At 41.6% G+C, this 22490-nt stretch carries 21 protein-coding genes and 2 tRNA genes; 17 read left to right on the top strand and 6 right to left on the bottom strand.

Annotation, left to right across the window (positions count from 1 at the left end; translation table 11 throughout):
* The first annotated feature begins 95 nt into the window (after positions 1-95).
* The 10 genes from LXF01_RS15155 (at position 96) to LXF01_RS15110 (ending at position 6907) form a co-directional block, all read left to right on the top strand.
* Positions 96-485, top strand: coding sequence for a GNAT family N-acetyltransferase (locus tag LXF01_RS15155; protein ID WP_233944667.1), 390 nt, complete (start codon positions 96-98; stop codon positions 483-485).
* 206 nt (positions 486-691) lie between these two features.
* Positions 692-767 (top strand) — tRNA-Phe (locus LXF01_RS15150).
* A 138-nt stretch (positions 768-905) separates the two neighbouring features.
* A tRNA-Phe gene (locus LXF01_RS15145) sits at positions 906-981 on the top strand.
* 156 nt (positions 982-1137) lie between these two features.
* Positions 1138-1587 carry a hypothetical protein gene (locus LXF01_RS15140; protein ID WP_180025927.1) on the top strand — a complete coding sequence of 150 codons (450 nt, stop codon included), beginning with the start codon at positions 1138-1140 and terminating at the stop codon, positions 1585-1587.
* Positions 1587-2309, top strand: a complete 723-nt coding sequence (locus LXF01_RS15135; protein WP_180025928.1) for a hypothetical protein — start codon at positions 1587-1589, stop codon at positions 2307-2309. The genes LXF01_RS15140 and LXF01_RS15135 overlap by 1 nt, the downstream gene beginning before the upstream one ends.
* Positions 2310-2413: 104 nt before the next feature.
* Positions 2414-3148: a class I SAM-dependent methyltransferase gene (locus LXF01_RS15130; protein WP_180171644.1), complete on the top strand. Its 735-nt coding sequence runs from the start codon at positions 2414-2416 to the stop codon at positions 3146-3148.
* A gap of 193 nt (positions 3149-3341) precedes the next feature.
* A complete protein-coding gene (locus LXF01_RS15125; protein WP_233944666.1) occupies positions 3342-3869 on the top strand; it encodes a hypothetical protein in 528 nt (175 codons plus the stop codon).
* A gap of 192 nt (positions 3870-4061) precedes the next feature.
* Positions 4062-4811 (top strand): hypothetical protein, encoded by a 750-nt coding sequence (locus LXF01_RS15120; protein WP_233944665.1) that lies wholly within the window; start codon positions 4062-4064, stop codon positions 4809-4811.
* Between the two features lie 79 nt (positions 4812-4890).
* A complete protein-coding gene (locus tag LXF01_RS15115) occupies positions 4891-5169 on the top strand; it encodes a hypothetical protein (RefSeq protein ID WP_078190480.1) in 279 nt (92 codons plus the stop codon).
* Between the two features lie 376 nt (positions 5170-5545).
* Positions 5546-6907, top strand: a complete 1362-nt coding sequence (locus tag LXF01_RS15110) for a GGDEF domain-containing protein (RefSeq protein WP_233944664.1) — start codon at positions 5546-5548, stop codon at positions 6905-6907.
* A 54-nt stretch (positions 6908-6961) separates the two neighbouring features.
* Here the strand turns inward: LXF01_RS15110 and LXF01_RS15105 are convergent, their stop codons facing one another.
* A complete protein-coding gene (locus tag LXF01_RS15105; RefSeq protein WP_180092829.1) occupies positions 6962-7582 on the bottom strand; it encodes a hypothetical protein in 621 nt (206 codons plus the stop codon).
* A gap of 297 nt (positions 7583-7879) precedes the next feature.
* Here LXF01_RS15105 and tehB point away from each other — a divergent pair, with 297 nt between their 5' ends.
* On the top strand, positions 7880-8752 hold the full coding sequence (gene tehB / locus LXF01_RS15100) for an SAM-dependent methyltransferase TehB (protein WP_233944663.1): 873 nt from the start codon (positions 7880-7882) through the stop codon (positions 8750-8752).
* 149 nt (positions 8753-8901) lie between these two features.
* Here the strand turns inward: tehB and LXF01_RS15095 are convergent, their stop codons facing one another.
* The 3 genes from LXF01_RS15095 to fadB form a co-directional block, all read right to left on the bottom strand.
* Complete coding sequence (locus tag LXF01_RS15095) at positions 8902-9621, bottom strand: hypothetical protein (protein ID WP_180059363.1); 720 nt, start codon at positions 9619-9621, stop codon at positions 8902-8904.
* 368 nt (positions 9622-9989) lie between these two features.
* On the bottom strand, positions 9990-11162 hold the full coding sequence (fadA, locus tag LXF01_RS15090; RefSeq protein ID WP_233944661.1) for an acetyl-CoA C-acyltransferase FadA: 1173 nt from the start codon (positions 11160-11162) through the stop codon (positions 9990-9992).
* 12 nt (positions 11163-11174) lie between these two features.
* Positions 11175-13328: a fatty acid oxidation complex subunit alpha FadB gene (fadB, locus tag LXF01_RS15085; protein WP_233944660.1), complete on the bottom strand. Its 2154-nt coding sequence runs from the start codon at positions 13326-13328 to the stop codon at positions 11175-11177.
* Between the two features lie 471 nt (positions 13329-13799).
* Here fadB and lpxO point away from each other — a divergent pair, with 471 nt between their 5' ends.
* From lpxO to LXF01_RS15070, 3 genes are all read left to right on the top strand, one after another.
* Positions 13800-14714, top strand: a complete 915-nt coding sequence (gene lpxO / locus LXF01_RS15080) for a lipid A hydroxylase LpxO (protein WP_078190472.1) — start codon at positions 13800-13802, stop codon at positions 14712-14714.
* A gap of 382 nt (positions 14715-15096) precedes the next feature.
* Positions 15097-16179 carry a diguanylate cyclase domain-containing protein gene (locus LXF01_RS15075; protein ID WP_233944659.1) on the top strand — a complete coding sequence of 361 codons (1083 nt, stop codon included), beginning with the start codon at positions 15097-15099 and terminating at the stop codon, positions 16177-16179.
* 181 nt (positions 16180-16360) lie between these two features.
* Complete coding sequence (locus LXF01_RS15070) at positions 16361-16774, top strand: PH domain-containing protein (protein WP_233944658.1); 414 nt, start codon at positions 16361-16363, stop codon at positions 16772-16774.
* A 53-nt stretch (positions 16775-16827) separates the two neighbouring features.
* On the opposite strand, the gene LXF01_RS15065 is transcribed toward LXF01_RS15070, so the two are convergent.
* Complete coding sequence (locus LXF01_RS15065; RefSeq protein WP_233944657.1) at positions 16828-17874, bottom strand: AAA family ATPase; 1047 nt, start codon at positions 17872-17874, stop codon at positions 16828-16830.
* 178 nt (positions 17875-18052) lie between these two features.
* Between LXF01_RS15065 and uvrC the strand changes: the two genes are divergently transcribed.
* The 3 genes from uvrC (at position 18053) to pgsA (ending at position 21475) form a co-directional block, all read left to right on the top strand.
* A complete protein-coding gene (uvrC, locus tag LXF01_RS15060) occupies positions 18053-19852 on the top strand; it encodes an excinuclease ABC subunit UvrC (protein WP_233944656.1) in 1800 nt (599 codons plus the stop codon).
* 136 nt (positions 19853-19988) lie between these two features.
* The gene (locus tag LXF01_RS15055; protein ID WP_233945493.1) at positions 19989-20783 is read left to right on the top strand and encodes a thioesterase family protein; all 795 of its coding nucleotides are present in this window, start codon (positions 19989-19991) and stop codon (positions 20781-20783) included.
* Between the two features lie 104 nt (positions 20784-20887).
* The gene (pgsA, locus tag LXF01_RS15050; RefSeq protein WP_078190467.1) at positions 20888-21475 is read left to right on the top strand and encodes a CDP-diacylglycerol--glycerol-3-phosphate 3-phosphatidyltransferase; all 588 of its coding nucleotides are present in this window, start codon (positions 20888-20890) and stop codon (positions 21473-21475) included.
* A 741-nt stretch (positions 21476-22216) separates the two neighbouring features.
* On the opposite strand, the gene LXF01_RS15045 is transcribed toward pgsA, so the two are convergent.
* Positions 22217-22489, bottom strand: coding sequence for an oxidative damage protection protein (locus LXF01_RS15045; protein WP_078193129.1), 273 nt, complete (start codon positions 22487-22489; stop codon positions 22217-22219).
* Position 22490 lies beyond the last annotated feature (1 nt).

The raw sequence follows: 22490 nt of genomic DNA, 5'->3' as shown, positions 1-22490 counted from the left end.
ACACGTTCCTCAAATACGTCAAAATGATTGATGTAAAAATATTTTCGCTGTGACGAAAAGTCACCGCATATTAGATTGCTCAGGAGGGTTTATCAATGCCTATTACCGTACATGCCTATACTTCTTTGGAAAATGATGAAGTGCGCAGCCAGCTTGAGCGACTGTATGACACCAGCCCTGAGTTTAGCGACGGTTCCGATGCGATTAAACAACTTGAGCAGAACTTAGCTCAGTATACCTTAGTTTATACTGCAGAATTTAATACAAAATTGATTGGCGCGATTTGGTGTACAGGCCAAGGTGAAAGCAAAACCCTTGAATATATTGTGGTACACCCTGCAAATCGTGGGCGTGGTGTTGCAGAGCGCTTGGTCAGTGAGGCTACCCGTATGGAAGAAGAAAAAGGGGTGAAGACTTTTGAGCCGGGTTGTGGCGCGATACATCGCTGTTTGGCGCACATTGGTAAAATTACTGCGGCTGAATAACTGGTCCCCCAATTGAAAGCAGCCATTGAGCTGCTTTTTTGTTGGATAAATACGTTGTCGTCACAGTAATTTCAGCTGTGGAAATTTAAAAGCACTCAAAAAATAAGCAAATAATGTGAAATATTGATTTAAAAATAAACATTTGCACAAAAAAGTGCAACGGATGCTTGACGCCATGAGACTGAAATTGTTTAATACGCCCCATCGGCGTGATAGCTCAGTAGGTAGAGCAACGGATTGAAAATCCGTGTGTCCCCAGTTCGATCCTGGGTCTCGCCACCATATTCAAAACTGATTTTTCAGTTTATCAATCCCTGATCCCATCAGGGATTTTTTTTTGCCTAAAAAATATGCATACGAAAAATATTTTTATAAATATGATTGACTAATTGACTGAGATACGGCTTAATACACCGCATCGGCGTGATAGCTCAGTAGGTAGAGCAACGGATTGAAAATCCGTGTGTCCCCAGTTCGATCCTGGGTCTCGCCACCATATTCGAAAAAACCTCAAACCATTGTTTGAGGTTTTTTTTTGCCTGTTGTTTTTTCGGTTGTTTATCATTTACACAATTTAACTGCTACAATCTACCGAATATAATTTGACTAATAGTTAAAAAAATTTTTAAAAATAAAAGGTATGACAATGCATATGAACAAAATGTTAATGGCTTTAACTGTAATGACAAGTGCTTTATTAACAGCATGTGGTGGTGGAAGCAGTGGGAGTTTTAATTCATCTTATGAAAAAGAATTTACTTTTGGTACTCAAACCTATATTTGCCGCAGTGAAAAAGCAGCAAATGCATGCGGTAGTGCAAGTCGAGATTGTTCAGCGTGTGATCTTAAAACACCGTCTACAAATGTGATCACGGCAATATGTACTCAACCTGTAGCAAATACCCATAAAGTGACAACAGCAGGCTGTGTATTAAAGCTAACAAATGATACCCAGACAGGAATCTGTACATCAGAAGGATTAAGATTATTGTCAGGCAGTAATCGAACTAAAGAAGAAGTGAATCAGGGGGCATTATTTACAAATGGAAGTTTGAAAATCACGCTGGCGAATAACGTGACTGAAACGATTACGTGTAATTAATGCTGATGAAATTCATTGTGCCAATGTTGATTGGACTCGTCTGTTTTGGATTGGGCTATTTAATAGCCCCGTCTAATACTGTATCTGATGATCCTACAGTTATAGAAAGTAATAGAGATCAGACAGGGATTAGGTTTATTCAAAACCTTCAGCAGAATATACCTGAGCAGTCTGAAAATAATATCGAATTACAACAGCAACTTAAAAATCAAATGACTCAGGTGAATGCCGTCATTGATCAGGCGACACCACAACAGTTGGATCAATATTTAAAACAAGCTTTTCCCAGCTATGATTTATCGGCAATAAAAAACAAACGCGAATTTGCGAAGCATCTTGTACGCGAATTTGTTGATGCAAAAAATAATCCTCATGAGCCTATGAGTGGACGAGCCGCGGTTATGGCACAGCAAGAATACGGGGTTGAAAATGTACTGCCGCGTGACATTTATGCAGAGCAGCAGTTGTTTGCTCACTTTGATACTTTAGGAAAAACTCCGAATAATGAGCAGGTTTTTGTACGTTGGAGCGATCAATCTACTGGAGAAGTGCTGTTTTTTATGCCTCAACGGATTAGTGCTCAGCGTGAACAGAATTGGGTCAGTTTTAGTCCTGTCGCTGGCTGGAAGCCAGGGCACTATGATGTGAAATATTATCAAATGAATGATCAATTAAGCCCGATTGCACAGACCAGTTTTTATATACAGCACGTGATTGAGTAAATATTTGAAGCTCAAATTTTATCGCTGAAGCTATGACTTAAGTGCTAGTTTCCGACCCTAAAAATTCGATTAAACTGATAAAAAACGACCAATGAATCCCCGCAATGAAAGATCTTTTCTCTACAGGGAGTGCGCTGTATCAACAAGCACGTCCAAGTTATTCTGCTGAAGTCGTCGATAGCATCTTGCAGCATGTTGCCGTGCGTGAACTGGCATGGGACTGCGGTGCAGGTTCAGGTCAATTTACCAAAGGTTTAGCACCCTATTTTCAACAGGTTTTAGCGACAGATCTGAGTGCTGAACAATTGGCACACGCACACCAATTAGACAATGTGCGTTATGAGCAAGCCAGCGCAGAACATTGTCCGCTTGCAGACCATTCAGCGGATTTAATCACAGTTGCGCAAGCGATTCATTGGTTCGATTTTGCTGCCTTTTATGCAGAAGTACGACGAGTATTGAAACCCCATGGTCACATCGCCATTGTGGGCTATGGTCTGATTCAATTTGAACATGCGGAATTGAACCAGCTTTTACAGGATCTGTATTTTGTCACCTTAAAAGGCTATTGGGATGCTGAACGTCGTTACATCGACGAAGAATATCGCAGTATTCCGTTTCCATTTCAGGAGTTAGCGACACCTCAACTGTTTTTAAATTATAGGTGGAGTGCACAGCAAATTTTAGACTATTTGCAAACATGGTCTGGATTAAAACACTATCAACAGCAACATCCAACACATCAACCGTGTGCAGCTTTGAACGACTTCTTTAGCCGTCATCCGCAGCAAGAGTTTGCTTTGTCATTTCCTGTGCTATTAAGAATCGGGACCGTATAAAAAAGAAAAAGTAGCCGCAATATAGATAGATAAAGGATGAAATCTTAAGTCTAGAATGAGCAACGTGAGGTTTGAATCGGCTGTACTTTCGTGCCGTTTGTCGGGGTTAAATCTAGTTAATTGATTAATTGTTGTACAATAATAGCAGTATAAATTTTTTCAATTTTCTATTTTTAAATCTCTCGGAATGAACATGATGAATCTCCCTAAATCTGTTTCCTTTTTGGTTTTTGTTAGTGCAGCAATGACGGCTATGAGTACTTTGGCTGCGGAAAAAGCCATTACAAAAGCTGAGGATACCGAACAACAAGCTATTCAGATGCCTGCTTTAACCATTATGGCAGAGCGTGAAATGCGTGCAGAGACGGGCATTGTTGAGTATCAAGAGCAGGTGGATCGCCGTAAAGCCTTACAGCAACGGGTGATGCAACTTGAGCGCGATACGCAAAACAAAGGTGTCGATGCAACAATCGTGTCAAATGTAGATGTCTTGCCTGCCACAGCAGTGCCTGATATGTCGAATTTATCGCCTTTGATGCAGCAGCATGTTTTAGATATTGCCGCAGGTTTGCAGTCTTCTGACCCACGCAATGGTTTATATATTATGTTGCAACCCTTTGGGATAGACCGAAATTCGACCAATGTGCAAATCAGTCGTGATCAAATCAATCTCGGCAATATTGACCGTCAGTTAAATACCAATCCGATCAAGACCCCATAATCGAATACATCTCTACAGCAAATTGAAGGCGAAAATTCATGTTTTATCCATGAATTTTCGTTTTGATGACATGCGCAATTTAAGACTTTCTATATTGATGCTTTCAAATAGCCTCCTTAAAAAGCATGGCTATTTTATCGTCAATCTTCAAACTTTTGGTTAAACTGAATAAAAGGGCATTCGGAGCTCATTATGCCGCGTATCTTTGTTGTCTTAGCCAGTGCTACGGTATTGGTCTTTGGATGGATGTTTTATCAATATTCAGTACAGCAAAAAGAAGCTGTGCAACTCTCGACCTATGAAACGGTTTTGCGCGAAAAAACCGAGCAAATTTTTCAGCAAGCTCAGCACTGGGAAGAACCGATACAACTTAATGTGACAGATGCACGGCTAACGGGTGATTATAAAATCATGTCGGATTTTATTTTGAGCCAAATGCTGCAGCGTGCAGAAGCGCGAAATCAATATATTCGTGATCTTAAAGCACTGAATTGGGATAAATTTCTCGACATCGATCGCTTGTTGCAAGATAAAAAAAACCAATATCAAGAGACTGAGCAAATGCTGCAGCAGGTGCATGCAGTGGTCAATGCTTATGAACAAAAAACCACTCAACAAGAGGAAAATGGTTTAGCTCAGGCCAAACAGTTGGCGGTCAAACAGGTGTTTCGTCAGCAAATTGCCCAGAGTTTAAGAGACAGTCGTGATAGTGATGAGTCGCATGCTTTATTTGAGTTAGAAAAGCAAAGCTTGGCGAAGGCTGATGAGGTCTTTGATGTGCTGAAAGCCAATAAATGGGAAAAGAAAAATAAATTATTTATGTTCTATGAAGATGCGCCTTTAAAGCAGTTTAATCAGCTTTATACAGAGATGTTGGCGCTCAATGCGCAAATGGATGAGATCCGCCAAAAGAACCGTTCAGAGTTGAAACAAAAGCTTTAACTGACTGTCATCACTCTTTCAAATTTGCGCGATAAAGTGGCTTATAGCAGGGTTTTACATCATATAGAGGTTCATGCTCATGCGAGCTATTCAGATTTTTGATGATATTCAGCAGGTCTATATCGACTTTATTGCGAACCGCCAATATCCACGTTTGGAAAGTTTAAACAATTGGGGCAAGAACCGTTTTTTCTTCAGTCAGTATTTTCGCATGATTGAAGATTGGCATCTGACTGAACAGATTGTGATTGAATTTAATCAACAATTTTATAGTTTGGATACAGGGACGGCGCCTGACTTTATGGATCAAGATAAATACATGGCTTGGTTGATGGAACAATTACAAATATTAAAATAAGTCCTTTTCATTCAAATTATTCAGCACAGCTTCAAGACATGTTATGCAATTGAAAGCCATCCTTTAGCGGATGGCTTTTTTGTTGCTATCGAGCATCATTTTGGGAACTGAGTTCCGAAGTAGCATGAATGGCGCAAAAAACATTGGCTTTAAAACAGTCTTCGATTGTTTAAATTGCAAATTTAATACAACTATCAACCAATAGTGTGACTTAAATCACTTAAAATACGCCGAAAATTTAAACATAAATTTTTAGCCAGCAGCCCATATCGCATAAGAAGCTGAGCTGTATTGAACTTGCAAGCATTCTAACCTTAGACCGATTGGCTTTGAATGAAAGGTTTATCGCCATTTTTAGAGACGATTTTTTTAGCGTATGAAAAAATTAATACTGCTATGGCTTGCCATATGTGCGGTTTCATTGGTGTCGATAGGCTATACCTATGAATTATTTATTAGCCCTGTTTGGGTGGTAAATGCATTCGCGGCCTATGGCATGATTTTAATGCGGAAGCATTTAAGCCACGACTTACTGATCGTGCTCTATGCTTTTAGTGCGATCTTTGTGGCCTCGCTGATGGTCGATCCCGCCAAAACTTTAGAAGATAAATTTCTCCTGTGTGCGATTTCGGCATTTCAAATTTGGGTGTTTATTAAAGCCTATTTGGCACTGAGCCATTTAAAAAAACGCCGCTTTAAACGAACCCTGATGCTAACTGTTCCGAGTATCGTGAGTGCTTTTGCAGGCAGTCTATTATTCGTGGCGTGCTTTCAGATGGACAACCAATACTTTGCCTTTGTTGATTATTTTCTAGAGCAATTTGCAACAAGTTTGGCTGTGGTGTGTTTATTATTTGGTGTTCAGCGCTGGATGAATGTACCGTGGATAGATTATGGCTATCTGATCGTGGCATTGGCCGTGCAATATGTGATCTCAAATGATCAGATCTTCTATGCCTGCATGGTCTTGCCTTTATTGATGTGTTATTACGCGATCAAATACGACCTCAAAACTTTTTGCTGGCTGATTGGTTTAATGACGCTGATCTGTGGCTGGTATGGTGCCATGCCCTTGGCTGGGGAATATTGGTCAGATGCACAGGTACATATGCTCTCGCGGATCAGTTCTTATCGTTTGGCATTGGGTATTTATCTGATCATTTTTCTGTTTATTTGTGAGTTATATGCACGAAATAAACGCCTGTATTTGGCTTTGCAACGTGTGAGTTTTTGCGATGAATTGACGGGGCTGAAAAATCGCCATGCTTTTAAAGAACAAATATTTATAGAGGGTGCGGTTGATAAAGGCTGTGTCATTTTGCTCGATGTCGATAATTTTAAAAAAATTAATGACCAATATGGACACCAAATGGGGGACAGTGTTTTGGTGCATTTGGCAAAAATCTTAAAAAATTGTAGTCCTCGCGCGAGTTTTATCAGTCGCTGGGGCGGTGAAGAATTTTTAATTTTGCTCGAAGGTGCCGATTTGGAGCAGGGTAAAATGTTGTGTGAAACAATTTTGGAACGCTGCGAACATGTACCGTTTCGAAAAGATCAATTAAGGCTAGATGTCAGCTTTAGTATGGGCTTGGCCGAGTTTCAACAGTTGAGTTTGTCCAATTACTCCACGACTCTACAGCATGTCGATGCCTGCCTATATCAGGCGAAATCACAAGGGAAAAATCAGTTTGTTTATCAAAAGATTATTCCGTTGGCAGAAAGCAGTATTGCAGTCTAAATGGGCAAAAAAAAAGATGCCGTGAAGGCATCTTTTTTAGCATTTAATCAATGATTAAGCTGCTTTTTTGAACCAAGAAAAGAAACCTTTTTTCTCAGCTTTCGCTGCTTCAGCTTTTTTCTCTGCACATTTTTTAGCGCAGTCTTTTTTCGCTTCAGCTTTTACTTCTTCAGTTTTAGTTTCAACAGCTTCTTTTGCATCAGTTGCTTTTTCTACAGCTGCATCTTTTGCTTCAACAGTTTTTGCAACGACAGCATCTTTAGTTGCTACAGTTTTTGCTACAGTCGCGTCTTTTGCTGCAACAGTGTTCGCAACAACAGCGTCTTTAGCAACTACAGTTTTTGCTACAGTTGCATCTTTTGCTGCAACTGCAGTTTCTTTAGTTGCTGCTGCTTTTTCTACAACTGCTTTTTTCATGTCAGCAGTTTTTGCTTTAGTGGTTTCTTTCACTGTTAAAGTTTTAGTTTGAGTCGCTTTTTCTGCAACAGCCACTTGAGTTTTAGCAGCATCTTTAGTTGCTTGAGCAGCAGCTACAGTTGCAGTTTTCGCTTGTGCAGCTTGAGCTTTTACAGCTTCAACAGCAGTCGCAGGTTTTTGTTCTACAGCAGTAGTTGCCATAGCAGAAGTTGTAGCAGCAACTAAAGCAACAGCTAAAGTAGTTTTGATCGCGTTCATAGTCATCACTCTATAAAACTTAGTTAAAATAAGGCATTGTAAATTTTATGCCTTATCAACAGCGCTTAGGTTACACTGCACAGAGTGAGGGATTTGATTGTGTGAATATTCCACCAATGTTACAAACGGATAACATGGTGTTACGCAGAAAAACAAACAAAAACAGCGTGCATTGCACAGCATTCGAAATTTTCAATTCAAAGCTGATTTAAAATCACTATTAAAGCCGTTATGGTGAATATACATTTGCGCCATTGGTATGGCATAAAAATAATGTCGCATGAGGGATAACGTCAGATGCAGCAGCTTATTTGTTATAAACAGCTCCCTGTGTGGACGCAGCAGTCGATTCCACAAGGTTTTAAACAACAGCACAATACTAAAGCAGGCACATGGGCAAAACTCACCGTGCTGCAGGGTGAAGTGAACTTTGCCATGCTGGATGCGTCTGGAAATGTCCTTTCCACGCATGTATTTAGTCCAGACCTACCACCGCCGTTTATCGAACCGCAGGCGTGGCACAAGATTATCTCTGCGAGTGATGATGTGCAATGTCAGTTGAGTTTTTATTGCTTAGCACAGGACTATTTTTATAAGAAGTATCAACTCAGCCCAACACATTCAGAGATTTTAGCAGCAACTCCATATTTGCAAGGTGGTCGAGCTTTGGATGTCGGCTGTGGTCAGGGGCGTAATTCGCTGTACTTAAGTCAGTTGTCTGAGCAGCGTTTTGAGGTAGATGCTTGGGATGTCAATCCACACAGTTTGCACAAGCTGCAAGAGGTGATCGCTGCGGAAGGCATTGAAAATATTCATGTGCAGCAGCGTGATCTGAACGCTGACCCAAGCATTACAGGTACATACGACTTTATTTGCTGTACCGTGGTGATGATGTTTTTAGAAGCAGCAACGGTGAAACCATTGATTACTCAGATGCAGCAAGCCACCAATGTAAATGGTTATAACTTGATTGTCTGTGCAATGGATACGCCTGATCTTCCTGCACAGCCTGACTTTCCTTTTGCCTTTAAAGCTGGGGAGTTAAATGCTTTGTACGAGGGCTGGAATATTGTGAAATACAATGAAAATGTCGGGGAGCTGCATCGGGTGGATGAGCAAGGCAATCGGATTAAACAGCATTTTGCGACTTTGTTGGCGCAGAAAATTTAAGCCAAGAATTGTAGGATGTTGAGTTGAAGGATTGGTGATCAACTCAACACTTACTTTACTTAAATTGGAAAAAGGGAACCATTTTTGAGCTAGTCAGGGTGTATGTGTACTTAGAAAATTCAACCAATTGAATATGATCATACTCTGATTTAAGGCTGATAAATAAAGCCTAAAGCTTTTAAAGGCAATTGAATGATGTCGATTGTGAGTGTTAAAGGCAATAGTGGTAATTCTGCCAATTTTTCCTGCCCTGACTTTTTAACATAGCCACTTTGGTCTTCGTAATGCTGGATACGGATCTTATAGGGATGGCTTAAGGGCTTTAAATCTGCGGCATTCGCAACTTTTGGGTAAACCGTACCTGCAATTTCTAAATTAAAGAGATGATCTTGCTGTTCTGCCTTTGAACAATCACATGGTGCTACGCCATATTGGTTGAATAATGCCCTTTCCGTAGGACTTAGTGTTCCATTGGGAGGCGCATAATAAAATTTAAAGCTTCCGCTAAATTTAGTGCTGTTCGGGCTCGGAGAATTAAAGTCAAGTTCTCGATGGAGACGAATATATTGTGGATTGAGTTGGCTTGTCAGTTGAATAAAATCAGCACCGCCTTTATTGATCAAATAGCTGTATTTATTGCCTGCGACTACGATGCTATCGATTGGTTCATTGGGTATTGCTTTAGCAGGTTTGCCAAATGCGATCACATCATCTTCAAGGATTGTTCTCCATGCATATTTTGTTTCGTATTTTTGAAACAGATCACGGGAGAGTTCACCGATTTGATTATTTGTAACGCAAGCTGTAAGAAAAATAAAAGTGCTTAGGCAGCTCATCTTTATGAGGTAGTGAAGTCGTTTATTTATCATTGTTATGCATATTTAAGTTTTGGTTCAGGCCTTACCATAATTCAAAAATCGCTGAAAATCGAGAATTAACGTTTTAAATTTTAAATATGCTAAGACGTTTTTAAGGGTTGTTTAGCACGGTTTATTGCTGAAGATTTTTGAACAAAATTTACTTCACAATGGACATTCCCTCTCCTTTTAAGGAGACTTGCGCAGAATACCGCTCAGGGAGAGGATTTATATGAAAAATTTTCCTCATCCTCTTGTGGCGCATGCTGCTCATCCCAGAGGGAGAAGGGGCTTCCAGTATGTATTCATGAGAGTTTAGTTAACAAATAAAAAACCCCGCAATAAGCGGGGTTTCTTTTATCTCAGTATTTAATTAAAAATTAAACACGTTCGATAATGGTCGCGATACCTTGACCAAGACCGATACACATCGTCGCAAGACCGATTTGCGTATCTTGCTGTTCCATTACGTTCAGCAAAGTCGTTGTGATACGCGCACCAGAACAACCCAATGGGTGACCCAATGCAATCGCACCACCGTTCAAGTTCACACGGTCTTGTTGGTCATAAATGCCTAAGCCTTTAAGAACAGACAAACCTTGCGCAGCGAACGCTTCGTTCAATTCAAACGTTTGAATATCAGCAATCGATAAGCCAGCACGTTTAAGTGCTTTTTGAGTTGCAGGTACTGGACCATAACCCATGATCGCAGCGTCACAGCCTGCAACTGCCATAGAGCGAATCACAGCACGTGGCTTCAGGCCTAAAGCTTGGGCACGTTCAGCAGACATAAGCAACATTGCAGAAGCACCGTCAGACAATGCTGAAGATGTTGCAGCAGTTACTGTACCGCCTTTCGGGTCGAATACTGGGCGTAAAGCTTGGAATGCTTCAAGATTTGCATCAGGACGAATCACTTCATCGATATCGCACAGGATTTTGAAACCATTTGCATCGTGACCTTCAATGCCCACGATTTCATTTTTGAAACGGCCTTCTTGTGTTGCAGCCCAAGCACGGCGGTGTGATTCAACACCAAACGCATCTTGTTCTTCACGAGAAATACCGTTCATACGACCTAACATTTCAGCCGTTAAGCCCATCATGTTAGACGCTTTTGCATAGTGCTTAGACGCTTTTGGGTTGATGTCGATGCCGTGCATCATGCCAACGTGACCCATGTGCTCTACACCACCAATGATGAAGATATCACCTTGGTTGGTTGCAATTTGCGCAGCCGCTGTGTGGATTGCTTGCATAGAAGAACCACAAAGACGGTTAACCGTTTGACCTGCAACAGTACGTGGTAGGTCTGCTAACAATGCAATGTTACGACCAATGTTCATACCTTGCTCTAGGGTTTGGTTTACACAGCCCCAGATTACGTCTTCAACTTCATTGGTATCAAACTGGTTACGAGCAACAAGCGCGCGTACTAATTCAGCAGATAAGCTGTCAGCACGTACGTTACGGAACATACCATTTTTGGTTTTACCCATTGCTGAACGTACGCCATCAACGATGACAACGTCACGTGGATTTAAAGTAGCCATTCACGTTGCTCCTTAACCGTAGAATTTTTTGTTGTTAGCAGCCATGTCACGCAACATTTGTGGCGCTTCATAAGCCTTACCTAAATACGCATATTTGTCGCAAAGCGCTACGTATTCAGCGACACCTGTTTGGTCGATGTAACGGCATGGACCACCACGGAATGGAGGGAAACCTACACCCATGATCATCGCCATATCTGCTTCAGCAGCAGTCGCTACGATGTTGTCTTCTAGGCAACGAACAGTTTCGTTACAGAACGTCAGCATCATACGGTCAATGATTTCTTGAGCGTCAAATTCACGTTTTTCCGCAGTTGCAACAGAAGCCACAAGTTCGTAAGCCACTGGATCAACCACTTTGGCTTTCTTACCTTTACGGTCAAGTTCGTATTTGTAGAAACCAACGTCATTCTTTTGACCAAGACGTTTGTTTTCGTACATGGTTAAAGTTGCGCCTTTGTAGTCTGGCTTCATGCGGTCAGGGAAGCCTTCTGCCATTACTTCCGCACCGTGTACGCCTGTGTCAATACCCACAACGTCGATGAGGTAAGCAGGACCCATTGGCCAGCCGAATTTTTCCATCACTTTATCAACTTGCTGGAAGTCAGCACCGTCTTTCAGTAGAAGGTCAAATGCACCGAAGTAAGGGAACAATACGCGGTTTACAAGGAAGCCCGGGCAGTCATTGACAACGATTGGGGTTTTACCCATTTTCTGAGCAAGAACCACAGTCGTTGCGATTGCCTCAGCAGATGTTTTCTCACCACGGATCACTTCAACCAATGGCATCATGTGAACTGGGTTAAAGAAGTGCATACCTACGAAGTTTTCAGGACGCTCTAGGTTTTCAGCCAAACGTGTGATTGAAATGGTTGATGTGTTAGACGCAATGATCGTGTTTTCACGAACATTTTTCTCAGTTTCAGCAAGTACGATACCCTTAACTTTAGGGTTTTCCGTTACTGCTTCAATCACGATGTCCACTTCTTTAAACTCGTCATAGCTTAAAGTCGGACGGATGCGCGCAAGAGTTTCACCCATTTTCGCCGCAGTCATTTTTTTGCGATCAACTTGTTTAGTCAACAATTTGTTCGCTTCAGACATACCTAACGCCAATTGTGGGTTACCAATGTCTTTCATGATGATTGGTGTGCCTTTGCTTGCCGCTTGGTAAGCAATACCACCACCCATGATACCCGCGCCTAATACAGCTGCTTGGTTGACAGGGTGAGCACCTTTTTCATATTTCTTCGAAGTTTTCTTCACAATTTGGTCGTTAAGGAATAAACCAATTAACGCACCTGCTTGTGGAGTCACAGCCGCTTTAGCAAAACCTTGCGCTTCGATTTTCAATGCTTCATCACGTGGAAGGCTTGCACCTGCTTGTAATGAGTCTAGAAGAAGTTTTGGCGCTGGGTATTGTGCAGGGTTTGCTTTAGCAAGAACTGCACCTTTCGCTGTATTGAATGCCATCATTTGTTCAAGCATGTTCAATTTAACAGGATCTAATTTTTCTTGACGTTTTGCTTTCCAGTCTACACGGCCAGCAATCGCTTGTTTCACAAGGTCAATTGCAGCGTCTTGTAGTTTGTCTGCAGCAACAACTGCATCAACAGCACCGTCTTTGAGCGCAGCAGCCGGCTTTTTCGGTGCAGCCATTGCCATCCATTCAACCGCATTGTCGATACCAATCACGCGGCTTAAACGAACCGTACCACCAAAACCAGGGTAGATACCCAGTTTGATTTCTGGAAGGCCAACTTGCGCAGCATCTGACATCACACGATAGTCACACACTAAGCACATTTCAAAACCGCCGCCCAATGCCATACCATTGATTGCAGCAACTTTAGGAACGTTTAGATCTTCAAACGCATTGAAGATGTCGTGAACAGGCAATGCCCAATCCACAATCGCTTGTTCGCCTTGAGCGAAGTTGTCACCGAATTCAGTGATATCTGCACCCACGATAAATGTAGATTTACCTGAAGTAACGATTAAACCTTTGATGTCACCGTTTGCTTTAACAGCGTCAATTGCAGCTTTAAAATCTTCAATTGTTGCGCGGTTAAATTTGTTGACCGACTCACCTTGTAAGTCAAAGCGGAATTCTGCAATTCCGTCCGAAAGCATTTGGACGGTAATGGCATTGCCAGCGTGGATCATGCCTGATCTCCTTTATTTTGGAGGACTTCTAAGTTGATGTTGTGAAGCGAGTACGCGGTTCCTGCGTACACTTTATGCCTCGCTAATCTTACGATAACTATATCTAAAAAGAACATAACAAGTTGTATCAAGCCGTGACGCTAGGGTCATCAAAATTTCTTTTGGAAATAGCCTTTGGATCTGCCTTTAATCGCTATCGCTCTAATTAAATATGTTGAAGCTTATGTTTCAGTTCACATTTTTTTATAAATGTAAGCTATAGATTGAGATGCGAAAGAAAAATTCAAGAAAAAAGCAAGTGTATTTTTCGGCAGAATGGTCAATTCACTTTTAACATTGTCATCCATCTTTGCTGAGACACAGTGTTCTATGCTGCTTATTTAGGCATCACTGAGCACTATGCTATACTCGCCGCGTTCTCAAAAGTTAATTTTTCATTAAGCACAATGCTTATTAGCACCAGGTCCTCATATGATTAAGTGGATTATCCTGGCGGTCTTTGTCATTTCTGCGTTTTATATTCAGCAACGCGGTAAAGTCCGTCATTCATTTTATCGTCAGTTTTTTGATCATTCGACATTGCTCGCACCGATCAATTTTCTCATGTACATGTTTTCAAAAGTGCCGAGTCAACCCTATATCGACACGCAGCATTTTAAAGATTTAAAAGTCTTAGATGAAAACTGGGAAATGATTCGTGATGAAGCCAAGGCCTTGTATGAAAAAGGGGGCATCAAAGCATCGAGTACTTATGATGACCTTGGATTTAACTCGTTCTTTAAAACAGGTTGGAAACGCTTTTATTTAAAATGGTATGACTCAGCTCATCCTTCGGCTGCTGAACTTTGCCCAAAAACTACGGCCTTGTTAAAAAATTTACCCACTATTAAAGCCGCGATGTTTACTGAGTTGGCGCCAGACAGTCGTTTAGTCCGTCATCGAGATCCCTATGCTGGTTCATTGCGTTATCACTTGGGCTTACTGACGCCCAATGATGACCGTTGTTTTATTGATGTCGATGGTCAGCGGTACTCATGGCGTGACGGCGAGAGTGTGGTGTTTGATGAAACCTATATTCACTATGCTGAAAATAAAACGGATCAGAACCGGATCATTTTCTTTGCAGATGTTGAACGGCCATTAAAGTCGAAGTGGATGGAAGCTTTTAACCATTGGTTTGGTAAAAATGTCATGACTGCTGCGAGTTCACCCAATGAAAGTGGTGATAAAACGGGTGGTTTAAATAAAGTGTTTGGCTATGTCTATCAAATTCGCATAAAAGCCAAAGCCTTGAAAAAAACCAATCGTTCACTGTATTACTTTTTAAAGTGGTTCCTGATGTTGGGGCTGTTTTTCCTGATTTTTGTACGTCCATATTTATTTTAAAAGTAGAATAAATATTGAAAAAATGCGCCCTTAGGGGCGTTTTTTTATGCTGACAGTCAGTGAAATATCAGTTATCGTGGAAGCAGAATAAAAATAATTATGCAGAGCAAATCAGCTAAATACAGGAATCGTGTTAGCCAAAATAAGCCAGAATCAGAATAAGCCAGAAAAAATGAGCCAATAGACGAGGAATATGATGTTGACGTCCGAACTTAAGCCCATGCAAAACCGTTGAGCTGAAAGAAAAGCGTCATCATCAATGATAGCCAAAACCCAAGGGTGAAAACGGTGGAAGCTTTGCATGCAGGCATGAAGACCTACTGCATAGAAACCCTGTGTAAACGCCTGAAGGGATTGATTTGGTGGGAAGGGTATCCGATTCATGAAAGCAACCAACCAAACATTGATGCATCAAATGCATATTTCGATGCAAGATATAGAACGACGTAAACAGTTGCTTGGCTTGACTGATTTAGAGCTGGCGGAACTGGCTTCGATTGGTGGAATTGTGGCTCCTATCCTTGACAGTATGGTCGATGAATTTTATGAAAATCAGACCTCAATTCCAGAAATTGCAACCTTGATTGGTGATCTTGATACCTTGAAGCGTTTGCAACGCGCGCAGCACCAGTATTTATTGGACTTATTTTCCGGGCGCTATGACAGCGCTTATGTGAATAACCGTTTACGGATTGGTTTGGTTCATAAGCGCATAGGTGTAGAGCCGAAGTTGTATCTCTCTGCGGTGCATACCCTAAAGACCATGTTGTTTCGCTTAATTCAGCGTACCTTTAATGATACGGAACAATATCAGCGGATTATTAACACGTTGGAAAAGCTCTTTATGTTCGACACTACATTGGTGGTGGAAACCTATGTATGGAGTTTGATTAATGAGGTGAAGATCTCCCGTGAAAAAATGGAACAGTATGCGCATGCGCTAGAGTTTCGTGCACAAGAAATGGAAGAACTTTCACAGCGCGATCCATTAACTGGACTGTTAAATGTCCGGCATTTATCGACCTTATTGACCAGTATTTTATATACCGCACAGCGTAATCATGAACCCGTAACAGTAGTGTTTATTGATATCAATGATTTTAAAAAGATCAATGATGAACAAGGTCATCCACGTGGAGATCAGGTACTACAAACGGTTGCTGCGGCCATAAAGTCGGTTGCACGTTTAGATGATCATTGCTTCCGTTATGGCGGAGACGAATTTTGTTTGGTCTTGCCTGGTTGCAGTGAAAAGCATGTGGAAGCGAGTTTTATCCCGCGTTTATTAGAAGCGGTGGCTGAAATGGAAGCAGGCTTAAGTTTAAGTATTGGGCTGTGCCAAACAGACCATCAGCAAGGCTATGTAGATGCCATGAGCTTAGTACAACAAGCCGATGCTAAAATGTATCAAGAGAAAAAGAATTATAAACGTTTGCAGGAACAACCCTTGCCGAAAGAAGCGTGATCCGAGCGTAAATAACGCCAAAAATAACAATAGATGACTAGCGAAACTTGAGCGAAATGGATCTCCATATTCTTGAAAATAATGTGATAAGTATGCTTATTTCCTGCGAAAAATAAAGCTGAAATAGCAGATGCATCCTGCAAAATCTTGTATAGAATAAAAACAGTTGATGGGGGATAAGATGCAAGTTTTTCGTTCAAAAAAAGATTGGTGGGTGGTGGCGTTTATTGTTTGTATGAGCGGTTTACTCATTCAATTATTACTCACCATGCATGCCAAAGGCACGATGCAACAATTTCCTCTTCATACCGCGGTGTATATTTTGACGGTGTTATTGCTGTGGTGGCCAATATTCAATACACGTTATCAAATTTCCGCTACAGAATTAAACATTCGTAGCATGTTTCTACGTTGGCAGATTCCTTTGCAGGATATCCAACGCATCAGTGCAAGTCAGGATTTGTCTGCGGCACCTGCGCTTTCCATTAAACGGTTAAAAATTGAATATATACAGAATGGACAACGCAAATTTGTCATGGTTTCACCGAAAGATCCGCAAGCTTTTGCTAAAGCGATTGGTGTTCCAATCCAATAAATATAAGAATGCTGAATAAAGGTATGTGAGCATGCCTTTTAAAGACCAGTGAATTATTTAATAATAACCAATTGTCCAAGTTGTGCATCTAGGTGTATTTTAGTTTGTTCGGGATGATTCAAAAAATACACCGCCAAAATAGGTTCAAGCTCGACCCGTATTTTTCGTGCTAAATGTCGTGCGCCATAACGAATATCATGGTTCTGATAAAAATGTGCTTTGGCTGCATCTGTGAGTTTGATGCTGCGTTTTTGATGCTGTAGGCGTTGATTAAGTTTTTCCAGTTCAATCTCCACCAAACGAGGTAAAGCATCATCTTGAACGGGTTGATATTGCAGTACACGGTCAATACGGTTAATAAATTCAGGGTCGAATTTACGTTGCATGACTTTTTCAATAATGCTGCTGACCGGCACGCGTTTGAGACAAACCTTCTGTATTTTTTCGGGTAAAAAATTTAACTTATCTAGATATTGCTGTGCCGCTTGTGCACCGACATTGCTGGTCATAAAGATCATACAATTACGAAAGTCGATGGTTTTTGTACCTGAGGTTAGGGTTAATTTTCCGCTATCTAGCACATTCATTAAGCCGCGAAGCACTTCGGTTGACGCTTTTTCCAGTTCATCAAAAAGCACGATGCCCGGACGGGTATGACTACCTGCAATGGCAACTTCATCAAATAAACTATGGCCTTCTTTAGAACCGACATAGCCCGGAGGCGCACCAGTAATGGCAGCCGCATAATGTTCCTGTGCGAGCGTGTTCATATCAATACGGCAAAAGGCATCAGGTCGGCCATAAATCACTTCACTGATTAAACGCACAGTTTCGGTTTTACCAACACCTGTCGGTCCAAGCATTAAGGTTACACAGAGTGGTCGTTCAGGACTGGAAAAATCAGCCTTGACCACATGCAGCATTTTTTCAATTTCGTCTAATGCTGCTTCTTGTCCAATGATCCGTTGCTTTAGGCGTTGCATAACGTCATGCGGTTCAAAATGAAAACGCGGCTTACCCATCAAACGGTTTTTTTCAGCAGTGCTATGCGTCGAAGTTGTCGGGTGTACGACATGGATGGCGGGATTGGCGTTCGTCATGCATCATGTTCCTAAAGCGTGATGTTTTGAGCATAGCAAATTTAGAATTTTGCATTAATAGCTTTTAGCAATCAGATCATTGCTATGAGCAACAATAAATTTGCGGGATTGCTTGAAAATGTAGGTAAAAGCATCACATCATGTCAAAGAGCAATATCGAAGACGGAACAAGGCAAAAGTGAACGAAAACGCACGCGAACATATTGAAAAAATTCTTGCCAATATGACGACTCTACCCGGTGTTTACCGCATGCTGGGTAAAGACGGTGAGTTGCTGTATGTGGGTAAAGCAAAGAATTTAAAAAATCGTGTGTCGAGTTATTTTGTGAAAACCATTGAGCATCCCAAGACGCAAGCCTTGGTCGCCCGTATTTATGATATTGGAACCTTGGTGGTGCGTTCTGAAACGGAAGCCCTATTGCTCGAACAAAACCTGATTAAGCTGCATCGTCCGCCGTATAACATCATGCTGCGTGATGATAAGTCTTATGTTTATATCTTTATTTCAGCCGATAAACCCTATCCACGAATTGCCGCAGGGCGAGGCAAAGCGAAGCATCAGGCCGGTAAGTTTTTCGGGCCTTATCCGAGTGCTTATAACGCGCGTGACACTTTGGTGGTGCTGCAAAAACTGTTTAATGTGCGTCAGTGTGAAAATAGCTATTTTTCGCAGCGCAAACGACCATGCTTGCAATACCAAATTAAACGCTGTTCCGCGCCTTGTGTGGGTTTGATCTCACCCGATGATTACAAAGAAGATGTCAATAACTCGATTCGGTTTTTACAAGGCGACACCAAAGAGCTTAATCAAGAGCTGATTGGGAAAATGGAAGCTGCGGCCGAAGCACTCGAGTTTGAAAAGGCGGTGTTTTATCGTGATCGTATGGCGCTGCTGCGTGATGTGCAAACTCAGCAAGCGATTTATAAAGTCAAAGGCGAGGCAGATATCATTGCCATTGCTTATCAAGCTGGTGTGACCTGTGTGCAAATCATGCATGTGCGCAATGGCAAAATGCTCGGCGGAAAGAGTTATTTCCCTGATATGCAGGGTGATGATCTGGGTCAAATGCTCTCTGACTTCATTGCTAATTTTTACTTTCAGGTGGCAGACGAAATCCCTGCAGAACTCATCATCAATGTCGATATTCCAGATCGCAAAGACATGGAAGATGCACTACATCAGCACTTTGATAAAAAAATTCAAATCAAACATAAAGTGCGTGAAACCCGTGCAGAGTGGCAAGAGCTTGCACAAATGAATGTGCAGCACGCCATTAAAGGTAAACTGGCTGACCATTTTGAATTGAATGAGCGCTTTCATCAGTTAGAGCAAGTCGTTGGGCGGCCGATTGACAGTATTGAGTGTTTTGATATTTCTCATACTATGGGTGAGGCGACCATAGCGTCTTGTGTGGTCTTTGATGCGGGCGGCGCAAGAAAGCGCGACTATCGCCAATTTTCCATCAATGACATTACCGAAGGCGATGATTATGCTGCCATGCGTCAAGCGCTGACCCGCCGTTATAAAAAGCACATGTTGCCCGATTTGTTGTTAATTGACGGAGGCAAAGGTCAATTACACATGGCGATGGAAGTCATGCAGGAGCTCGAGCTCGATGCCTTTATGGTCGGTGTGTCCAAAGGCGAGGGGCGTAAACCAGGTCTGGAAACCTTGCACTTTACCGATGGTGAAAAAATCCAATTGCCCGAAGACCATAAAGCCCTGCATTTGATTCAACAGGTTCGTGATGAAGCCCACCGCTTTGCTATTACTAAACATCGAGCGAAACGAGATAAAAAGCGTGGCTCATCGGTACTTGAGGTGATTCCGGGCTTAGGGCCAAAACGTCGTCGGGATCTGTTGACCCATTTTGGTGGCATTCAGGGGGTACTCAAAGCTTCGGAAAATGATTTAAAACTTGTACCGGGATTAGGCGATGTGATGGCGCGCACCATTTATAAAATCCTGCATGAATAGCGCGAACTAAGCCCAATCGATGACGCATCAAGTCTGAATTTGCCAAAATGCTCATTGACGCATGAGTCACTGATCATTCACATCATTTAATTTTTATACAATGATATAAAAATCAAAAATATGATCAGGGATGATGATGTCACTCGCACAGTTGTATCAACATATTGAACACAATGAATGGGGTGAGATTCCAGAAGGATGGTTGCAAGGACGTACGATCTATGGCGGCTTAGTGGCTGGCATGATGATGCACAAAGCCGTTGCTATCATTGCAGATCCGCAGCGACGTTTACTCAGTTGTAATGTGACCTTTGTTGGGCCAGTACAATTGGCGCCCGTGCGTTTAAGTGCGGAAATTTTAAGACAGGGCAAATCCGTCACCACCATTGAAGTTCGACTTTGGCAAGATGATGCTGTACAAAGCATTTTATTGGCGAGCTTTGGTGTTCCACGTGAATCAAGCATTGCCGTCAATCAGGAGCGTCAAGCACCCAATTTTCCTGAAGTGAGCAGCTTAAAGATTGCCGAACATCATCCACTTGCACCCCAGTGCTTTCAGCAAATGGATTTGGCCTGGGCAGATGGGCAGTATCCGTGTACTGCAAGCAAAAAGCCTGACTTTAGTGGTTGGATGCGTTTTAATCCAGAACGCCACGATAACCGTAAGATGACTGTTGCTGACCTAATGGTCTCGATGGATATGTGGCCGCCCGGTGTACTGCCTATGTACAAAACCATGGCACCTGCTAGTTCTTTAACGTGGACATTGACCTATGTACATCCCTTGCAATCAAACTTACATAATTGGTTTAAATATAAAGTATTTACCGATTATGCAGCGGATGGATACGCTACAGAATATGCTCATTTATGGGATGAAAATAACCAGTTGATAGCGATTGCGCGACAGACTGTTACGGTGTTTGCCTAGTGACACTGAGGGGCATTTCGTATAAAGTGAGTGCAACTAACGATGGATAAATCCTCAAATTATTTTGCATTTTCATCGTGCATGAGGGGAAAACTGGGGTGTCTATGACAACAGGTCGAATCCTGAATATTCCTAATATTTTAACATTGGCACGAATTGCTTTAATTCCTGTGTTTTTGTTGGTGGCGTACTGGCCACCTGCAATGGGCGTGGGTGAGCATGCTGCAAGCATGTCACGTCATATATTGCTGACTGCTATTTTTGTGATCGCAGCTGTCACTGACTGGTTTGATGGCTACCTTGCAAGAAGTTTAAATCAGACTTCAGCATTTGGACGTTTTCTCGATCCTGTTGCAGATAAACTGATGGTCGCAACTGCGTTGATCGTCTTGGTGCAATGGCAACCTACCATTTCGATGGCCTTTGCAGCGATTGTAATTATTTCACGTGAAATCACGGTGTCTGCCCTACGTGAGTGGATGGCTGAATTAGGCGCGCGTACCAGTGTTGCGGTTTCAACCGTTGGTAAATATAAAACAGCATTCCAGATGATTGCGATTTCAGTATTTTTGCTAAATTGGCAGCCCCTAGAAATGTTGGCGTATGGATTGCTCTATACAGCCGTGGTTTTAACGTTATGGTCGATGTTTATTTATTTGAAAGCTGCATGGCCGTATTTAAAACAACCTTGATTTAAAAGTAAGTTACTAAAAGCTCCGTGATCGGGGCTTTTTTATTGCCGAGCTTTTAGAAAAAATTGAGTGTTTGTCTAGTTTGAACAGCGCTTCATTTGATTAGAGCTTGAAGTTAAATGTGAGACGTTAGCGCAAATTTTGGATAAAAAAATTCCCAGATTTTGGGGGAAATCTGGGAAGAAAAATCGGGGTTATTTATCGCTATTATGGAAGATGTTTCCATCTCCTTGATTGCTATTATAGGAAAGCAGATTTAGAAATACATGGAGTTTATTGTAGTGTAATGTTGTGTTTTATTGAGAAATGTATCACAAATTTACATTCAGAATTTTTGATACAAATTGGCCAATAACTTTGGTAGGTTTTGTTTGGATTTAAACGATAAAAATCGATATATGTAATGGAAAAAATACAATTAACATTATTTAAATAATAAGTTCATTTATTTAAGTTTAAATAAAATTGATCAATGGATAAAAGATTTTCCAGCAATGATGAAGATCATTTCCCAATGAAAGCTTACACAGACGTCATCTTGGTTTTGCGGAGATAGCAGTACTCCGAAGCAAAAAAAAGAGTCCTTTCAGACTTAATTTTTGAAATTACGCACTTCGCTTGTCTTGCGTAATTTTTAGAGCAATAAAAAAGAATCCCCAAGATTGGAGATTCTTTTCAATTAAAGCCTACGCACAGCATAGCTGCTTGTCTTGCAGCGTGGCGGAGCAGTGCTCCGCTTTATCACGCCTCAGGCTTTAGGCCTTCGGCTTTTTCTAAAGATTCATCATTGCTGAAGAATTTTTCACGTTGCTCTTCAAGGAACTTTTTCGCGTCAGCTTCAAACACGTTTAAACGTTTTTCATTGATCAACGTCGTTTGGTGTTTTAGCCATTCTTGCCAAGCTTGTTTAGATACCGTATCAAACAATTCTTGTCCCTTCGCACCCGGGAATGGTGCAAAGTCTAAACCTTCCATTTCAGCCTGATATTTACGGCAAAAAACTTGTCGAGACATA

The organism is Acinetobacter sp. SH20PTE14 (assembly GCF_021391555.1).
Classification (GTDB): Bacteria; Pseudomonadota; Gammaproteobacteria; order Pseudomonadales; family Moraxellaceae; genus Acinetobacter; species Acinetobacter amyesii.
This window is presented reverse-complemented; position numbering and strand designations above follow the sequence as displayed.